Source organism: uncultured Microbacterium sp. (genome assembly GCF_947489255.1).
Lineage (GTDB): Bacteria > Actinomycetota > Actinomycetes > Actinomycetales > Microbacteriaceae > Microbacterium > Microbacterium phycohabitans.
Genome location: NZ_CANLCY010000001.1, coordinates 46,032 through 64,337, shown reverse-complemented (window position 1 = coordinate 64,337; position 18,306 = coordinate 46,032). Strand labels below are relative to the sequence as shown.

The window sequence follows — 18,306 nt, the reverse complement described above, 5'->3', positions numbered from 1 at the left end:
GTCGTTCGTCGTCGGCCGGGCCGGACTCAGATGTCGAGGAAGCGGACGTCTTTGGCGTTGCGCTGGATGAAGCTGCGTCGCGACTCGACGTCTTCGCCCATCAAGACCGAGAAGATCTCGTCGGCCGCGGCCGCGTCGTCGATCGTGACCTGCTTCAGCGTGCGGGTCTCCGGGTCCATCGTGGTCTCCCAGAGCTCGTGGTCGTTCATCTCGCCGAGACCCTTGTAGCGCTGGATGCCGTTGTCCTTCGGGATCCGGCGACCGGACGCCTGGCCGTCGACGAGCATCGCGTCGCGCTCACGGTCGCTGTAGGCGTACTCGTGAGCGTGGTTCGACCACTTCAGACGGTAGAGCGGCGGCTGGGCGAGGTAGACGTAACCGGCCTCGATCAGTCCGCGCATGTAACGGAACAGCAGCGTCAGCAGCAGCGTCGTGATGTGCTGACCGTCGACGTCGGCATCCGCCATCAGAACGATCTTGTGGTAGCGCGCCTTGGCCATGTCGAAGTCTTCGCCGATGCCCGTGCCGAAGGCCTGGATCATCGCCTGGACTTCCTTGTTGCCCAGGGCGCGGTCCAGACGCGCACGCTCGACGTTCAGGATCTTGCCGCGCAGCGCGAGGATCGCCTGCGTGTGGGGATCGCGCCCCTGCACGGCCGAGCCGCCGGCGGAGTCACCCTCGACGAGGAAGATCTCGCTGATCGAGGGATCCTTCGACGTGCAGTCCTTGAGCTTGTCGGGCATGGCCGCCGACTCGAACACGCTCTTGCGGCGAGCGGTCTCACGGGCCTTGCGAGCGGCCAGACGGGCGGTCGCGGCATCGATCGCCTTGCGGATGATGTTCTTCGCCTGACCCGGGTTGCGGTCGAACCAGTCGCCCAGCTTGTCTCCCACGACCTTCTGCACGAACGCGCGCGCCTCGGTGTTGCCGAGCTTGGTCTTGGTCTGCCCCTCGAACTGCGGCTCCGACAGCTTCACGGAGATGACCGCGGTAAGACCCTCGCGGATGTCGTCACCGGTGAGGTTGTCGTCCTTCTCCTTGAGGAGGTTGTTCGCGCGGGCGTAGCGGTTGACGAGCGTGGTCAGAGCGGCACGGAAGCCCTCCTCGTGCGTGCCGCCCTCGTGCGTGTTGATGGTGTTGGCGTAGGTGAAGACGTTCTCGGTGTAGGCGGTCGTCCACTGCATCGCCAGCTCGAGCGCGATCTTGCGATCAGTGTCCTCGGACTCGACCTCAATGATCTCGTCGTTGACCACATCGGCCTTGCGCACGCGGTTGAGGTGCTCGACGTAGTCGACCAGACCGCGCTCGTAGAGGAACGAGTCGTGACGCGCCGCGGTGACCTCTTCTCCGGGCTCGCCCTCGGTGACCATCGCCTGCGGGCGCTCGTCGCGCAGGCTGATGCGCAGACCCTTGTTGAGGAACGCCATCTGCTGGAAGCGCGTGCGCAGGGTGTCGTAGTCGAAGTCGACGGTGTCGAAGATCGTGGCATCCGGCCAGAACGTGATCGAGGTGCCGGTGTCTTCGCTGGCCTCGCCCTGCGCGAGCGGGGCCTGGGGAACGCCGCCGTCGCGGAACGACTGACGCCAGACGTGACCCTGGCGCTTCACCTCGACCTCGAGCCGGGTCGACAGCGCGTTCACGACCGAGGAGCCGACGCCGTGGAGGCCGCCGGAGACCGCGTAGCCGCCACCGCCGAACTTGCCACCGGCGTGCAGCACGGTGAGCACGACCTCGACGGTCGACTTGCCCTCGGTGCGGTGCATGTCGACCGGGATGCCGCGGCCGTTGTCGATCACGCGGACGGCACCGTCGCTCATGATCGTCACGTCGATGGTGTCGCAGTAACCGGCGAGGGCCTCGTCGACGGAGTTGTCGACGATCTCCTGCACGAGGTGGTGGAGTCCTCGCTCACCGGTGGACCCGATGTACATGCCGGGGCGCTTGCGAACGGCCTCGAGCCCTTCGAGCACCTGGATGGCGTCTGCCCCGTACTCGTTGGGAACCTTCGCGGGGGTGGTCGCTTCGGGTTCCTCGGAAACGTTGTCGGGGTTCTCGGACGTCATGAGTAAACGCGCTCCAGATCGATTCGTCGGAATCTCCATCTTACCGCGCGGGGCCCGCCGAAATGGCGTGTACGCCTCTACGCGGGGAGAAATCGTGTCGAACCGGGACCGACCATGGCCTAACCGTAGGTATCGCGCGGACCGCGGCCTGGAACGGCTCTGGGCCCCCATTTCCAAGAGGGGACGTCGGGCCCGACGAAGCGGATCGCCTCGACTCCCGCCTCGGGGAAGCGCCGGACGATCTCCGAGAGGATGTGCGCGCGCATGAGCTGCAGTTGCTTCGCCCACGCCGTCGAGTCGGCCTGCACCGTCAGCGTGCCGTTGTCCAACGCCACGGGCCGGGTGTGCGCGGCCGTCTCGGCGCCGGCCACCTCGTCCCAGGTGCGCACGAGGTCCTCACGCGAGAGCTGCGGCTCCCACCCCGCCGATCGCGTGAGCGTGGAGAGGACGTCGCCGAGGCCGTGCGGGTCGCGTCCGGGGGTGAAAGGCGCGTTCTCGCCGTCGTCGGCGCGACGCCGACGCTTCCTCTTCCGATAGGGCGACGGTTCGAGCCCGCGGAGCCGCAGGTAGGTGGCCATGGTCTCGGGGAGTTCCGGCTCCTCAGTCATCGGCGCTCTCCCGGATGCGACCGGCCTCGACCCGCACGACGTGGGCTCGGAGGGCGTCGGGCACGTCTTCTTCGACGGCGGAGGTGACGATGACCTGCTCAAAGCCGCCCGCCAGCTCGGCCAGGCGCGTGCGGCGACCGGCGTCGAGCTCGGCGAAGACGTCGTCGAGGATGAGGACGGGGTCGCCCAAGCGGGATTCGGCCCGCAGGAGTTCCGCGGAGGCCAACCGCAGGGCGAGCGCGACCGACCAGGATTCGCCGTGCGACGCGTACCCCTTGACCGGGAGGCCGCGCACCTCGAGCACGAGGTCGTCGCGGTGCGGTCCGACGAGGGTCAGCCCCCGCTCGAGCTCTGCGGAGCGCCGGGCGGCGAGGGCGGCGCGGAACTGGTCCGCGAGCGGTCCGGCCGGCCCTTCTGCCGCCCCGGCGTCACCCTCTTCGGGGTCGCCGCCGCCCACCGACAGCGCCCACGACAAGCGGGGCCCGTGGTCGTCGCCGGCGATCGAGGCGTACGCGCTGGCGACCGGGGCCGAGAGATCGGATGCCAGGGCGAGGCGCGCCTCGATCACTTCGGTGCCGAGGGACACCAGCTTCTCGTCCCAGACGTCGAGCGTGCTCAGCGCGTCGCCGCGCACTCCGCGTGCGCGCGCGGACTTCAACAGGGCGCTGCGCTGGCGCAGCACCCGGTCGTAGTCCGAGAGCACGGCCGACATGCGCGGGCTGCGCTGCACGATCAGCTGGTCGGCGAAGCGACGACGCGAGGAGGGGTCGCCCCGCACGATCTGGAGGTCTTCCGGGGCGAACAGCACGACCTGGGCGTACCGCGGGAGTTCGGAGGTGCGGACGTTCACCCCGTTGACGCGCGCCTTGTTCGCTCCCTGGCGGTTGAGCTGCAGCTCGAGCAGCACGGTGCGCTCACCGTGGGCGAGCCGCGCGCGGACGATCGCGGCATCCGTTCCGTCGCGCACCATAGGGGCGTCGTTCGACACTCGGTGCGAGCCGAGGGTGGCAAGGTACGCGACGGCCTCGACGAGGTTCGTCTTGCCCTGTCCGTTGCGTCCGACGAAGAGATTGGCGCCCGCGGAGAGCGAGACGTCGGCACCCGCGTAATTGCGGAAGTCCTTCAGTCCCAACTGCTCGACGATCACCGAGTCAGACTACCCGCCGCCTCCGACACGGTGACGGCGGACGGGTCGGGCTCCGTGCGTCAGCGCAGCAGCAGGTTGGGCTGCAGAAGGTACTTGAACGACCCCTCGCCGCCCTTGTCTACCGAGGTCTGCGGGGTGACCAGCACGGGGCTGAGCTTGTTCGCGTTGTCGCTCGAGGTGAACGTGATGCGCGTGAACTCGCTGCGCACCGCCCCGAGCGACTCCAGCAGGTACTGGGGGTTCAGACCGAGGGTCACCTCGTCGCCGACCAGGGTCGCGTCGACGGACTCCGTCGCGCGCGCCTGCTCGGTGCCCGACGCGTCCATGGACACGCCCTCGGGACCGAAGGTGAAACGCAGGGGCGCGGAACGATCGAGCACCAGCGCGACACGGCGGACCGCTTCGGCGAGCTCGGCGGTGTTCACGACGCTGTGGTGCTCGGTCTGAGCCGGGAAAAGGCGACGCACGGGCGGGAAGTTGCCCTTGATGAGCAGGGACGTGACGGTCTTGTTTCCCGACGAGAAAGCAATGATCTCGCGGTCTCCCGACCCGGAGAAGGCGATCGAGATATCGCCGCCGTGGGCGAAGGTCTTGCCGACCTCCTGGAGGGTGCGTGCCGGCACGAGCGCCGAGGTCGGCTCGTCGGATGCCGCGGCACCGCCGTCCCAGGGGATCTCGCGCAGCGCGACGCGGTAGCGGTCGGTCGCGACGAGGCTGAGCTGCGTGCCCGTGACCTCGAGCTGGACACCGGTGAGCACGGGGGTGACGTCGTCGCGGGAGGCGGCGAACGCCACCTGGGCGATCGCGGTCGCGAACTCGTCGGCCGGCACGAGGCCCGATTCCCCCGTGACCTCGGGGATCGCGGGGTATTCCTGCACGGGCATGGATGCCAGGGTGAATCGGGCCGAGCCGCACGTGAGCAGGATGCCGCCGTCATCGTCGACCGCGATCTGGATCGGAGCGTTCGGCAGGCGGCTCGCGATGTCGCTGAGCAGTCGGCCGTGGACGAGGATCGTGCCCGGCTCGTCGACCGTCGCCTCGATGGTGGTGCGAGCGGATGCCTCGTAGTCGAAGGCTGCGAGGGTGAGTCCCTGCTCCCCCGCCTCGATGAGCACACCGGCCAGGATCGGCTGCGGATTGCGCTGGGGCAGGAGCTTGACCACGAACGAGACGGCTTCGCTGAACACATCGCGATTGACGTGGAACTTCACGGGCGCTCCCTTGACGGCGGGTATGGCTTACCCATGCTAGTGCCCTGCTCCCGCAGTCCCCGTCGTCCGCCGTTTGCACGGCAAGGTCATCGGATCTCTCTTAACACGGATAAAGGATCTTCATCTTGTTAACCGCTGTGGAGACTGTGGATAACTCTCGACACGCGTGTTAACACAAGGGATCGAAGCGTCGGTGGGCTGTGGACGCTTTGCGGAGACCCTGGGCAGTTAACAGCGATCGCGGATGCGGCCCCCTCGGCGTCATCCACAGTGTTAACGCGTTCGTGCACATCTCATCCGCAGCAAATCAGAGTTATCCACAGGTTTTCCACACTGTGTAGAACCGGCTGAAAGATATCGCTCAGCGGCGTTTCGCGGCGAGCTGGCGCGCGAAAACGACCGAGGGGTCCGTCCGAAACCTCGGACGGACCCCTCGGGGAGAGGAGCGCTCAGCGCATGCGGCCGAGCTGGCTCGTGATCTCGGAGACCTGGTTGAAGATGGAGCGGCGCTCCTTCATGAGGTCGCTGATCTTCTTGTAGGCGTACATGACCGTGGTGTGGTCGCGGTTGCCGAAGAGCTGCCCGATCTTCGGCAACGACAGACTCGTGCGCTCCCGGCAGAGGTACATGGCGATCTGTCGGGCCGTCGCCACGGCCTGCGACCGGCTCGATCCGTAGAGATCGTCGACGGAGAGTTTGAAGTACTGCGCGGTCGCGGTGATGATGTCGGTCGGCGAGATCACGTTCGCGTCGTTCTGGTCGATGATGTCGCGGAGCACCGTCTGCGCCAGCGACATGTCGAGCGTCGAGCGGTTCAGGCTCGCGAACGCGGAGACACGGATGAGGGCGCCCTCGAGTTCGCGGATGTTCGACGAGACGACGGTGGCGATGTATTCGAGGACGTCGTCGGGGATGAGCAGACGCTCGCTCTGGGCCTTCTTGCGGAGGATCGCGATGCGCGTCTCGAGGTCGGGTGCCTGGACGTCGGTGATCAGACCCCATTCGAAGCGGCTTCGCATGCGGTCTTCGAAACCGGTCAGTTGCTTCGGAGGCAGGTCGCTCGTGATGACGACCTGCTTGTCGTGATCGTGCAGCGTGTTGAAGGTGTGGAAGAACGCCTCCTGGGTCTCGGCGCGACCCTGAAGGAACTGGATGTCGTCGATGAGCAGGATGTCGACGTCGCGGTAGCGGGCTTGGAAGGCCGAACCGCGGTTGTTGGCGATCGAGTTGATGAAGTCGTTCGTGAACTCTTCGCTCGAGACGTAGCGAACCCGGATGCCGGCGTACATGCTCGCGGCGTAATCGCCGATGGCGTGCAGCAGGTGCGTCTTGCCCAGGCCGGAATCGCCGTAGATGAAGAGGGGGTTGTAGGCCTTGGCGGGCGCCTCGGCGACCGCGACGGCGGCGGCGTGAGCGAAGCGGTTGGACTGACCGATCACGAAGTTGTCGAAGGTGTACTTCGGGTTCAGTCGTGTGTCGTTGCGCGAGGCCGGAACGATCGGCTCGGGGGTCTGCTCGATCGACGGCCCGTGCGAGCCGGAGTTCGCCGGCGAACGGTCGGGAGTCGTCATCGCCGGTGAGGTCGACGGCCGCGGGGCGTCGACGAGGTCCGGGTTCACGACGACGCGGAACGTCCCGACCGACGGGTCTTCTCCCTGCACCTGGGCGAGCGCCTCCATGATGGGGGCTCGCATGCGCTTGTTGAACTGGGCCGCGGTCAAGTCGTTGGGGACGTCGAGATACAGCGTCCCTCCCATCACGCCCTGCGGAACCGCGAGGTTGAGAAAGCCGTGCAGCTGCGGGGTGACGCGATCGTCGGTGAGAAGATGGTCCAGCACAGCTGACCAGACGGGGACATCCGGTACTTCGTGCAGAGACATGTCCCCTCCGGGGTCTAGACGCGACGGGTGATCGACGTGTCGCGCCGAACCTGTGGATAACTTCCGGGGCCACGCTAGTTCGCGGCTCTCGCGGAGCAAAATCCACTGTAAGACCCGGCCGCGTGTCTTTGCCACGCTTGTGGACAACGCCTGGGGATAATGGCCGGTCGGCTCCTCGGTTTGAGTTAACGGCGCGCGCGACGTAGCCTTAGTCGGTTGACTTATGCCTATACGGCAGTCCCGACCCCGTCCCCGGCAGAAGAGCATCGGGCGACACCACCTCCGGAGTGACCCATGAGCAAGCGCACCTTCCAGCCCAACAACCGCCGCCGCGCCAAGAAGCACGGCTTCCGCGCCCGCATGCGCACGCGTGCCGGCCGCGGCATCCTTTCGGCGCGTCGCGCCAAGGGCCGCACCGAGCTCTCGGCCTGATAGACCCGGTGCTCGCGAAGCCGAACCGACTCACCCGCGGATCGGACTACAAAGCCACAGTCCGACGGGGCTCTCGTTGTGCCGGAGCGCACACGATCACCTACGTCGGCTCGTCGGCCGAGACCGATTCGCCTCGCTTCGGCTTCATCGTGAGCCGACAGGTCGGCTCCGCTGTCACCCGCAACACCATCCGCCGCCGCCTCAAAGCAGTGTGCGCCGAGGCGCTCCCGTCCATCCGCGGGGGCGCCTCGATCGTCATCCGCGCACTTCCCTCCGCCGCCACGATCGACTACGCGACCCTTCGCGCCGACGTGGTGAGGTGCCTCGAACGAAAAGCGTCAGCATGAGCGCTTCGACACTCCCGACGTCCTCCACGGGGACCGGTCGCCTTCGAGCGGATGCCGTCCTGGCATCCGTCCCGCTCCTCCCGCGTAATGCGGGGCTCGCGCTGCTGCACGCCTACCGAGCGACGATCTCGCACGTCTACGGCGACGTGTGCAAGTACTACCCGTCCTGCTCCGCCTATTCGGTGGGCGCCGTTCAGCAGCACGGACTCGTGAAGGGCATCGCGTTCACCGCGGCCCGTCTCGCACGGTGTCATCCCTGGGCTCAGGGTGGCATCGACGACGTCCGTCCTCATCGGGCCTTCCGCCACGAACTCACTCGGCACGGATTCGTCGTGCCCGCCCGAAAGGACTGATCGTGCAATTCGATCTCATTGGGACCATCCTCTGGCCGCTGAAATGGGCGGTCGAGCTCGTGCTGGTGGGCTGGCACGCATTGTTCACGGCCCTCGGAATGCCGCCGGCAGCCGGTCTGACGTGGGTGCTCTCGATCATCGGCCTGGTCCTCATCGTCCGCGCGGCTCTCATCCCGCTCTTCGTGAGGCAGATCAAGAGCCAGCGCAAGATGATGGAGATCGCCCCCGAGCTCCGCAAGGTGCAGGAGAAGTACCGCGGCAAGCGGGACCAGCTCTCGCGTGAGGCGATGAGCCGCGAGACGATGGCGCTGTACAAGAAGCACGGCACCACCCCCGTGTCCAGCTGTCTGCCCCTGCTGGTGCAGATGCCGATCTTCTTCGCCCTCTTCAGCGTGCTGAACGACGTGTCGAAGCACGCGGCGAGCGGCGTCGGTGGTGTGGGGCTGCTCACGCCCGAGCTCACGACCGAGTTCTACGACGCACGCCTCTTCGACGTGGCATCCATGCACGTGAACCTCGTCACCGCGTGGACTCAGCCCGACGGTCAGGTCACCGTCGCGATCCTCCTGACGCTGGTCGTGCTCATGATCGGCTCGCAGTTCTTCACCCAGCTGCAGATCATCTCGAAGAACCTGTCGCCCGAGGCCAAGACCGGTCAGGCGTACCAGATGCAGAAGATCATGCTCTACATCCTGCCGCTGGCCTTCATCTTCTCGGGTGTCTTCTTCCCGCTCGGTGTCGTCATCTACTGGTTCGTCAGCAACCTGTGGACGATGGTGCAGCAGTTCGTCGTCATCCGTGAGATGCCCACGCCGGGCTCGGATGCAGCGAAGGCCCGCGAAGAGCGACTCGCGCGCAAGGGCAAGGCGATCGATTCGTCGGGCAAGGTCGTGCCGATCGAGAAATACGAAGCCGAGCAGCAGCGTCTCCTCGAGGAGGCCGAGCGTGCCCGTGCCGCGGCCCCCAAGCGTCAGCAGCCTGTCGGCAAGCAGCGCGCGAAGAAGCAGCAGTCCGCCAAGAACACCGGTGCCGCGGGCGGGTCCGCCGGCAGCCCCGGCTCCTCCCCCGCTTCCTGACATCCGGAGATCACGATGACGACGTCCGATCAGATCGCCCCCGACCAGACCGCCGCCACGGAAGAGCAGCTCGAGCAGGAAGGCGACATCGCCGCCGACTACCTCGAGGGGCTCCTCGACATCGCCGACATCGACGGCGATCTGGCGATGGATGTCCGTGGCGGGCGCGCATACGTGTCCGTCGAAGCCGAGGATGCCGCGGCCCTTGGGAGCCTGTCCCACCCCGACACGGTTCAGGCGTTGCAGGAGCTGACGCGGTTGGCCGTGCAGAACTCGACGGGCCGTTTCTCGCGACTCATCCTCGACATCGGTGGATCTCGAGACGCACGACAGCGGCAGCTCGAGACCCTGGTCGACCGCGCCATCGCCCGGTTGGACGAGGGAGCATCGCAGGCATCGCTGCCCGCGATGTCGAGCTACGAGCGCAAGCTCGTGCATGACATCGCCGCGGACCGCGGGTACGCCTCGGAGTCGTTCGGCGAAGGAGCCGATCGTCACACCGTGCTGCGTCGCGGCTGAGGCCGGAGATGCCGGAACAGCTCGAAACCGAGCCGGCCGTCGCCGCGTCGATCTTCGGCGAGAACATCGACCGTGCTCGCCGGTTCACGGAGAACCTGGCGCGGCACGGCGAAGAACGCGGTCTGATCGGCCCGCTCGAGGTCCCTCGACTGTGGACGCGCCACATCCTCAACAGCGCGATCGCGGCGCCCTACTTCCATGGCCGTGCGGTCGACGTGGGGTCGGGGGCGGGTCTTCCCGGGCTGGTGCTGGCGATCGCCCGGCCCGACGTGGAGTGGACGCTGATCGAGCCCATGGAGCGTCGCACGGCGTGGCTGTCGGAGCAAGTCGCGGAGCTGTCCCTCTCCAACGTCACCGTGGCGCGTATGCGCGGTGAGGAGTGGACCGGAGGTCGCGTGTTCGACGTCGCCACCGCTCGTGCGGTGAGCGCGCTGCGCACCCTGCTCCCCTTCACCGCACCGCTCGTGCGCCCGCAGGGACGTCTGGTGTTCCTCAAGGGTGCCAACGTGGGCGCGGAGCTGGAAGCGGCGTCGAAGCAGGTACGGAAGTTCGCTCTGGAGGACGTGTCGATCGAAGTCGTCGGCGACGGCGTTCTTGATGAGCCAACGCGGGTCTTCGTCGCGACCGTGGCGCGCTGATATCGAGCTGCCCTTTCAAAAAGACCTCTGATCAGGAATTTTCCTGGAGAGCTGTCAGTCGTGATCGCGGCTCGGTGTCGGAGCGTGGCTCTGAGGCGGAACGCGCCCGGGGGTCAGCACGGGTGCTTCCGGGAGTCACGTGTTGACGCCTGAGACCGGTCGCGCACTGGCCCGCGTTTTCTCGGCGATGATTCGGAGACTGATCGGCTATCGTCCGTGTGTTCGGATCGAGGATGCCGTTCGGCCGGCGCGTCATGAGCTCTGGAGACAACAATTCCTGCGGTTCTTCGCAGCGCACGCCGACAGTGGATCGACGAGCGGATCGACGTGCGATGTGAGGGGGTCGGCTGTGCGCGGGTGGACGGGGCTGTGGGCGGCGAGCCGCGTCCCTGCAAGGGTCACGATGGGTCTGCTCGAGAGGGGGTGGCGCCCAGCCGTTCCGTTGGGGACGCGAAACGTCTCGCAGATGCGGGTCGGGTCGCGCGACACGACGGTTCGCTCCCTCGTGCTGGTTCGTCATCCATCCACCCGCTCTGAGAGGTGAGACGCTTCGCCGGTATGGCCCGCCGAAACCGACCCGTTTGTGCCGGCGGGCCATGTCGCCGTCCGCGTGTCCGCTCGAGGATGGGGAACGTCCCAGCGCGTGGCTGACGACCGGGCCGGCTATTTCTCGGCGAGGGGCCGCCGATCAGATCCCCGTCGAGGCGGTGAGACGTCGTCGACGGGCTGAGAGTCCACGGGGCTCCTCCCCCAAGACGTCATAGCGGGTGCGTCGGACTGTGGACCGATGGCGACGTACGAGGGATGGGACTGGAGCATCACCTTCGGTGTCCGTAGATGGCGAACGCGCGGGTGGTGAGCCTGTTCCGCGTTGTTCCTCCTGCCATGGCGCGTTCTCTGACGGAGAACCGGTCGTCGTCTAGGCGCGATTTGCTGACGGATGGTTGGTCGCGTCTTGCAAGGTACTGGTGAGGGTTTCGATGAACCTGGCGCATGTGCGTAGTTCAGGTTCGATGCGCGGCGACAAGTCATTCGGACGACGCCGTTTCCGATAATGGGTTGTCGAGTGTGAGCTCGCGATCACCATACGCGTTTCGTCACCTCGTCCCCATCCTGCGGGTTGATGGCGGCGGGCAATGTTTCACGTGAAACGACGGAGATTGCAGAGGCGGGTTGAGGCTGATGCTGGGAAGAGGTGCCTTCAGGTCCTGTGTGCCTTCCGTCGGTTCTTGCGCGGGTCTCCCCCATGATCTCTCACGGGCCGCTCGGTGGTTCGGAATCGTTGACGTGAGGATTGCGAAGAGATTGCCCGCGCAACGCGAAGTGCGATGCAGGTGAGCATCGGTGTCACCGGCTCGCCGCCCCTGGCGGGGTGGCTGGACAGGAACGGGCAAGTGGATGGATTCGACACTTCCGTCAGCTTCTGCTTGCGGCCGCGCGGCTCGAGCAAGCGATAGTGGACTCTCTGAGCGATGCGGCAGCGTCGCATGGCGTCCCTGGGCGGTTCACACTCAGTGGTCAGAGAAGGCCCTCCCGTCCGCGTGGATAGGTCTGATGGTCGTTTTGCCGCCCGTCTGACCGACGAGGCTACGGCTGACCGCATTACCGCCCCCGTGATCGATGTCAGGAGACCTCCTGAGCACCCGTAGATGACGAGCGCTCGAGACCGGTCGAACTCGCCCAGTAGAGTCCTGGCTCGTTTCGCCTCCTCGTTCGGCTCTTCCAGTGAGAAGGGCTGAACATGCGTGTCACTCGACGGGTGGGAGCGTTCGTCCGCTTCGACCTGATGTCCCCGAGCGCCACCAGATTCTTCCGACGGGATCGATGTGCTGAGAGGAGGTGTCGGTCTGCAGTGCGGGGCGGAAGATCATCGGCCCCAGGGGCACCGCAGCGGTGCACGGGCGCTCCCCTGCCACGCTCCGGGCAGAGACCGCGGGTGATGTGGGCGAGAGCAGCCATCTGAGGCGCAGTACGCGAGATCTATGTTGGGTGAGCCGGCCTCGAGTGATGGAGGGGACGGATCAGTCGTCTGTGCATGCAACTTGTTTACACACAGCACAGCGCGGGGGTAGCCGCGATCTTCGAGTGCATGTTTCACGTGAAACGATCGCCGTGTGCGTGGGGCGCAACTGTGTCGTCACTCCGAACACGCGACTCTCGAACGCTGCACGTCAGGACACCGACACGCGACCGAACTCGACATAACGGCGCTTCGTGGGTGCGAATTGCTGGCGTGTCAAGTAGGTGCCGTTGCCCCTCCTCGTGTGCCGTCGACACGTGCATCTGATCGTCGCCAACCCGCTTGTCGGATCACTCGCGTGGCCTTGGTGCCCATTCGCAAGCCGGCGGCGGGACGCCGATAACCCAGTGCCGCTGTACGGCACACAGATGGGGCGGGTGTGACGGCTTCGCAGAAGTCGGTGCGCAGGCGGCGTGTTGTGCGCTCTGAGGCGACAACACCGCATCCGTTGTGGGTGCGGCTTTGAGACATCAGCTGACAGTGAGGATGTTTCACGTGAAACGGGAGGACATCGCTGCTGCCTTCGTTTCGCGGCTAGTGGAGCAGGATTGATAGGCACCCGAGGTGCGTGCCTCGGGAGGGACACATATGGGCAGAGCGGGCCTTGGCCGGGCATGTGCGTGTGCGAATGACGATGTCTGACGCGACGCGCTCTTTAGGATTCGGTGGGGCGGGTGCGGTTGAAACCTGCGGGTGGATCCCCGTATCCGGCTGTGACACGCCAGTGGGTGTCACAGAGTCGCCGGTTGGAGCCAGCAGGGACGGGTCCACAGCAGGGACGGGTCCACAGCAGGGACGGGTCCACCCACTGTGAGGGGGAGGCACGAGAACCCGTCACGCAAGGAGCGTCGCGAGGCTCACGCCGCGTCACTGATTGCCCCTCGCGGCGCTCATGGAACGCAGGAGGGGTCGGTGTGGATAGGTCCGGTCAGGAGTTGCTGCACGTTCTGGTCGAGGAGCTACTGCGCCGGTGACGAACGAAGTCCCATCGTAAACACCCACGCCCCGCACGAAGATGTCGTCAACATCGCCGACTATTGGGCATGGGAACCGGGGAGCAACCAACAGGACCGGTTGTGGTAGCTGAACCCTCCCCCCTCCCTCCCCCCCTAACCGTCGGGCGTCCTGCCCCTCGTTCAGCGGGCGTTGCCCGGATGCCTGGGTGGGCGGGACGATGATCATTTTCATCACGCCTCTCGCTGCGAGTTCTGCTTGAGAGGGGCGGTGGTGTCGAGACAGCAGCAGGGTGCCGAGAAGTGAGCACGACGGGAGATTTCGAACAGAGATGCACGTGTGTCGAATCACGGGCGCGAGTGCCGGAGTGCGTGGCGTTGTCCGTGGCCAGCGTGTCGAGAAGCATCCCGCTGAAGACGTGAATGAGTTTTGGATCGCACTGCAACTGTGTCTGAACTCGGGCGCTAGGCCTTCCGAAAGGGCGACCGACGCCGTTGGCAGTGTGGGTATCCGGTTTCCTCAGCGCCTCCGAGGCGCTCTGTGCGCAGAGCCCTGCCTAGTTGAGTCGTCACACGAGAATGGCCATCCGCACGGGGCAGGAGATTGCCCACGAAGAGCGGCTCGGATAAAGGAGGTCGCTCGGTGCTGGTTCCGAATGAAATGGTCGACGGTTCCCGGGGTCGCGTGACGCGCTTGAGCAGAGTCCGTCCTGTGCCGTGCTGTTGCGCAAGTCATTCTCGCTGTTCGCTTCGTTCGGCAGCGATTTCGTATCACACGGCCGAGGGGTGCCGTATCGCGCATTCCCGGCTTCACACGACACGGACGAGTATTTCCGATCCTTGGGGTCGCCGATCAGAGCCGGTCTCGCTGTGCGCTTCGTTCGTTGGTGATCCCACCTGACACGGTCGAGGTGTGCCGTTTCGAGCCTTGCCGCTGCCCACTATCGATCTCGAACGGCTCCTCGGTCGATTGTCGTTCCCCGTCGCCGTGGCGGTTGCTCCTGTTCTGAGGCGCGGCGCGGGTTCTACGGGATCCACCAAACGCTCACCCGCGAACGTCTTGGCCGTGCTTGGTCTGTTGGCCCGGAGTCTCAAGTGACAGTTGCCTAGTCGAACAGTCGCCGCATTGCCATGACGCGCCGCGCTCCCGTCCGGGTGCAGACGTGGGCACACACTCGACCGGGCGGATCGCGTTCGACTCCCTGGGTCCACCGAAGACACGTGTACGTTCAGCATGCCAAAGCGCGCGTTTCACGTGAAACATCGGAGCACTGTGATCACCGTAAGACTCCGGAGCGTCGTTCTACCGCGGAACCCATAGGACCCTGTTGCTTTTTGGACGCCCGGCAGTGAGGGAGTATTCACGGTCAGGAGAGCGACCAGGTTCTCGGCGGCCTCCTGTCCGGGCTCAGTTGAGAGAACCGCGAGCGTTCACGGCTTGATTCGGATTGACGTGACGCAAACACGTGTGCGTGTTTCACGTGAAACATCGAGGTGTCATCACTGCGCAGCCACAAATGTCGACGTCGTCGGACCCGCAAGGGCCATTCAGTAGTCGCGCCAGAAACGCGCGCCAGCATGCAATGGCCTAAGGGACCCAGGCCATCGCAGCCGTGGTGCGGTTGCCGGCAATGTCGCTGCGCCCACCTCATCGGTCGCCTTGAAGAGGGAGTTGCTTATCGCGGGTTCGATACGCCCGGGGCTCGCATAGAGACGTCGCGCGATTCGATGGGTGGACGAGTCCTCACGTGACGGTCGGAAGAAGATGATGCGCCGATGCGAATGGGTCTCGCGTCGTTAAGGGGTCTGCATACACCTGCCATCCCCAGCTCGCTGAACTACACGACTAGCTCTCCGTGCCAGCTCGCCAGGCCTGCTGGTCTGTCGCGATGAGAACTCTGGATAGAGCACTTCTTCGAACGCATGGAGCGCGAGCAGTTCGTGGCTAGGGCCATGAGCCGTCGAAGTCTGCCCTCTAGGGAGTGCGCGCTGAGGTGTTCTTCGTTAACCACCGGAGGGGGTTCAGCGTGCATGCGAGCATGCGTCGGCCCAAGTCTGAATGTCCGGTTGTTGGGGATGAACGGGGCCCTTCCGGGAGCGCTGACGACGGCTGAGCCCGCGATGATCGTGACCTCGGAACCCGACGATCCCGCCGATCGTTCGACTCGGGCGTGTGACGGGGGTGAGTCCCGTCGATGCGGGGGTGGAAGCGGCCCCAAAGGCTCATCCAGCTGGTACCGGAATCGATGTCAAAATGCCCGCAACGTTCAACGACGCGGAACGATCGAATGGCGCATCGAGCGTCGGGTGGCGGGTTCGGCCCGATCAGCCTCCTCGCCCAAATGACCGCGTCGCCTGTGTGCACCGCACTGCTCAGTCCGACCGGCAGGTTCGCCTCGGACTCAGTCAGCTGACGTCGGGGAACCGCGATATGAGCCACTTCTCAAGACGGTCCCTGTTCACCATGCGTGGAAGTCATCATCAAGGACGCACCACGCGGGTAGACTGGGCGAGTTCGCGACGGAGAGGTGTGTTTCACGTGAAACAGTCCGATGAGGCGTCCACGTCGTCGTTTTCGCTCGACGACTCCCCCATCGCTCGCGAGATCGCCGATCTGTCTGCCCGTCGTCGTGCGCTGGAAGCTGCGAAGGTGGAGCTCTCGGGTCGAACCCGCGTGTTCACCGTCTCGAATCAGAAGGGCGGAGTCGGCAAGACGACGACCGCCGTCAATGTCGCCGCGGCTCTCGCATCGGTGGGAGCGCGTGTCCTCGTCATCGATCTGGATCCTCAGGGAAACGCATCGACGGCGCTCGGCGTCGCGCACAACGCCGAGACGCCCAGCATTTACGACGTTCTCATCGACGAGTTCCCTCTCGTCGATATCGTTCAGACGAGCCCGGAGTCACCGAACCTCCTCTGTGCCCCCAGCACCATCCATCTGGCGGGAGCGGAGATCGAGCTCGTTTCCCAGGTGGCGCGTGAACATCGTCTCCGTGGAGCCCTGCGCGACTACCTGGCGATCGAGGACAATCACCTCGACTTCGTCATCATCGACTGTCCGCCCTCTCTGGGGCTGCTGACGATCAACGCATTCACTGCTGCTGACGAAGTCATGATCCCCATCCAGTGCGAGTATTACGCGCTGGAAGGCCTGAGCCAGCTGCTGGGCAGTGTGCAGATGATTCAGAAGCACCTCAACCCGACCCTGCACGTCTCGACGATCCTCCTGACGATGTACGACGGACGCACGCGCCTGGCGCAGCAGGTGGCGGAAGAGGTTCGGTCGCACTTCACGAGCGAGGTGCTCGACACCGTCATTCCGCGTTCGGTCCGCGTATCCGAGGCGCCGAGCTTCGGGCAGACGGTCATCGCGTACGATGGCCAGTCAGCGGGCGCCATCGCCTACCGCGAAGCAGCGGTGGAGATCGTCGCCCGAGACACCACGAAGAAGGGTTCCTGATGGCGAAGAGGACCGGACTGGGTCGCGGCATCGGCGCCCTCATCCCCACGGCGGAACCCTCGGAGGCTCGCCCGGTCGACGTGTTCTTCCCCGAAGGGAATGCAGCGTCGAAGAGCGACTCCCCCATGGAAGCTCCTTCCACCGAGGACGCTCTCGTCACCGTTCCTGGCGCTCGTCTCGTGCACATCGATCCGAAGTCGATCGTGCCCAATCCGCGTCAGCCGCGCACCCACTTCGATCCCGATGATCTTGCGGAACTCATTCACTCCGTTCGCGAATTCGGAGTGCTCCAGCCCGTCGTCGTCCGCGACAAGGGCGACGGCACGTATGAGCTCATCATGGGAGAGCGACGTACGCGTGCCTCCCGCGAGGCCGGCCTCGAGACCATTCCCGCCGTCGTGCGTGAGACGGATGACGAGTACCTGTTGCGCGACGCGCTGCTGGAGAACCTGCACCGGTCGCAGCTCAACCCGCTGGAAGAGGCCTCCGCCTACCAGCAGTTGCTCGAAGACTTCGGTATCACTCAGGAGGAGCTCGCGACGCGCATCGGGCGCTCCCGCCCGCAGATCAGCAACACCATCCGCCTTCTGAAGCTGCCGGTCCCGGTGCAGCAGCGTGTCGCGGCCGGCGTGTTGAGCGCGGGCCATGCTCGCGCGATCCTCTCCCTCGACGACGCGAAGGAGATGCAGAAACTCGCCGACAAGATCGTCAACGAGGACCTGTCGGTTCGAGCCGCCGAGGCGGCCGCGAAGATGCCCGGGGTCGCTCCGGTCCGCCAGAAGCCGACGGCCGGCTCGCGTCGTTCGGGCCTCGACGACGTCGCCGAGCGGCTCGGTGACCGGCTCGACACCAAGGTCCGCGTTTCTCTCAGCGCGAAAAAAGGCCAGATCAGTATTGATTTCGCGACCATTCAGGATCTCAATCGCATCCTCGCGGCGCTCGGCGAAGAGGGTTACGCGGGCTGATCCTCGTCTCGCATCCGCGGGGAGCGAACGGTTCCGGGCCTCCGTGTCGGCGGTGCGACGTACGCTGGAATGGTGACTGCGAACGATGACAACCTGCGCCGTCGCGCCAGCCTCGAGCTTCTGCGCGCCGAGGCGTCCGACGAATTGGCGGTCCTGATCCACGAGCGCCTTCGCGGCGGCGAGGATCCGTGGGACTTCATGGAAGACCTGCCCAGCGTCGACGAACTCGTCGTGCTCACTCTCCGCGCGGACAACATCGCCGAGAACGGGGGCGTCCGTCCGAACAAGGCGCGCAACTATCGCGTCCTACGGCAGATCGCCCTGGACTATCCCGCCCTCACACGCGCTGTGTGGCGCATTCTGGGCGATGAGGAGCCCCATCGGCGCTGGGATGCATCGGTGCGGCTCGACGCGTCCTGAGGGGCACACACGCCTTCTCAGCGCAGCCTTGCTCCCGGGAGCAAGCGATTCGCGAAAGGGCCGCCTCGCTCGGGCCGCGCGATCGTCTTGTCGCCGTCGACTCGAGGTGAGACCGGAAGTGCATGCTCGTCTCTCCCCCGCGCCGCGATGCGCTGCGGCGCCGGTAGTCGTCACGACGGCGCGTCCCCGAGAAGTCGACGAGGAATGGGGCCCA

14 protein-coding genes are annotated in these 18,306 nt (G+C 65.7%); 9 read left to right on the top strand and 5 right to left on the bottom strand.

The features are described from left to right. Positions 1 to 26: 26 nt before the first annotated feature. The 5 genes from gyrB to dnaA form a co-directional block, all read right to left on the bottom strand. A complete protein-coding gene (gene gyrB / locus Q0818_RS00290; RefSeq protein WP_298870119.1) occupies positions 27 to 2,063 on the bottom strand; it encodes a DNA topoisomerase (ATP-hydrolyzing) subunit B in 2,037 nt (678 codons plus the stop codon). Between the two features lie 119 nt (positions 2,064 to 2,182). Beyond that, complete coding sequence (locus Q0818_RS00285; RefSeq protein WP_298870117.1) at positions 2,183 to 2,671, bottom strand: DciA family protein; 489 nt, start codon at positions 2,669 to 2,671, stop codon at positions 2,183 to 2,185. Continuing rightward, a complete protein-coding gene (gene recF, locus Q0818_RS00280) occupies positions 2,664 to 3,818 on the bottom strand; it encodes a DNA replication/repair protein RecF (protein WP_298870115.1) in 1,155 nt (384 codons plus the stop codon). The genes Q0818_RS00285 and recF overlap by 8 nt, the downstream gene beginning before the upstream one ends. A gap of 59 nt (positions 3,819 to 3,877) precedes the next feature. Next, positions 3,878 to 5,029: a DNA polymerase III subunit beta gene (gene dnaN / locus Q0818_RS00275; RefSeq protein ID WP_298870113.1), complete on the bottom strand. Its 1,152-nt coding sequence runs from the start codon at positions 5,027 to 5,029 to the stop codon at positions 3,878 to 3,880. Positions 5,030 to 5,478: 449 nt separating this feature from the next. Next, entirely contained in the window at positions 5,479 to 6,909 is a 1,431-nt protein-coding gene (gene dnaA / locus Q0818_RS00270) for a chromosomal replication initiator protein DnaA (RefSeq protein WP_298870111.1), read from the bottom strand. Between the two features lie 294 nt (positions 6,910 to 7,203). Here dnaA and rpmH point away from each other — a divergent pair, with 294 nt between their 5' ends. From rpmH to Q0818_RS00225, 9 genes are all read left to right on the top strand, one after another. Then, the gene (gene rpmH / locus Q0818_RS00265; protein ID WP_055952712.1) at positions 7,204 to 7,341 is read left to right on the top strand and encodes a 50S ribosomal protein L34; all 138 of its coding nucleotides are present in this window, start codon (positions 7,204 to 7,206) and stop codon (positions 7,339 to 7,341) included. Between the two features lie 8 nt (positions 7,342 to 7,349). Next, positions 7,350 to 7,688 carry a ribonuclease P protein component gene (gene rnpA / locus Q0818_RS00260; protein ID WP_076673104.1) on the top strand — a complete coding sequence of 113 codons (339 nt, stop codon included), beginning with the start codon at positions 7,350 to 7,352 and terminating at the stop codon, positions 7,686 to 7,688. Then, positions 7,685 to 8,041, top strand: coding sequence for a membrane protein insertion efficiency factor YidD (gene yidD / locus Q0818_RS00255; protein ID WP_298870101.1), 357 nt, complete (start codon positions 7,685 to 7,687; stop codon positions 8,039 to 8,041). Before rnpA ends, yidD begins: the two co-directional genes overlap by 4 nt. Positions 8,042 to 8,043: 2 nt before the next feature. After that, positions 8,044 to 9,117, top strand: a complete 1,074-nt coding sequence (gene yidC, locus Q0818_RS00250; RefSeq protein ID WP_298870099.1) for a membrane protein insertase YidC — start codon at positions 8,044 to 8,046, stop codon at positions 9,115 to 9,117. Between the two features lie 15 nt (positions 9,118 to 9,132). Then, entirely contained in the window at positions 9,133 to 9,636 is a 504-nt protein-coding gene (locus Q0818_RS00245) for a R3H domain-containing nucleic acid-binding protein (protein ID WP_298870097.1), read from the top strand. Positions 9,637 to 9,644: 8 nt separating this feature from the next. After that, positions 9,645 to 10,274 (top strand): 16S rRNA (guanine(527)-N(7))-methyltransferase RsmG, encoded by a 630-nt coding sequence (rsmG, locus tag Q0818_RS00240; protein WP_298870096.1) that lies wholly within the window; start codon positions 9,645 to 9,647, stop codon positions 10,272 to 10,274. A 5,512-nt stretch (positions 10,275 to 15,786) separates the two neighbouring features. Then, positions 15,787 to 16,707, top strand: a complete 921-nt coding sequence (locus Q0818_RS00235) for an AAA family ATPase (protein ID WP_298870094.1) — start codon at positions 15,787 to 15,789, stop codon at positions 16,705 to 16,707. After that, on the top strand, positions 16,707 to 17,672 hold the full coding sequence (locus Q0818_RS00230) for a ParB/RepB/Spo0J family partition protein (protein WP_298870093.1): 966 nt from the start codon (positions 16,707 to 16,709) through the stop codon (positions 17,670 to 17,672). Before Q0818_RS00235 ends, Q0818_RS00230 begins: the two co-directional genes overlap by 1 nt. 72 nt (positions 17,673 to 17,744) lie before the next feature. After that, positions 17,745 to 18,092 (top strand): tryptophan synthase subunit alpha, encoded by a 348-nt coding sequence (locus Q0818_RS00225; protein WP_298870091.1) that lies wholly within the window; start codon positions 17,745 to 17,747, stop codon positions 18,090 to 18,092. Positions 18,093 to 18,306 lie beyond the last annotated feature (214 nt).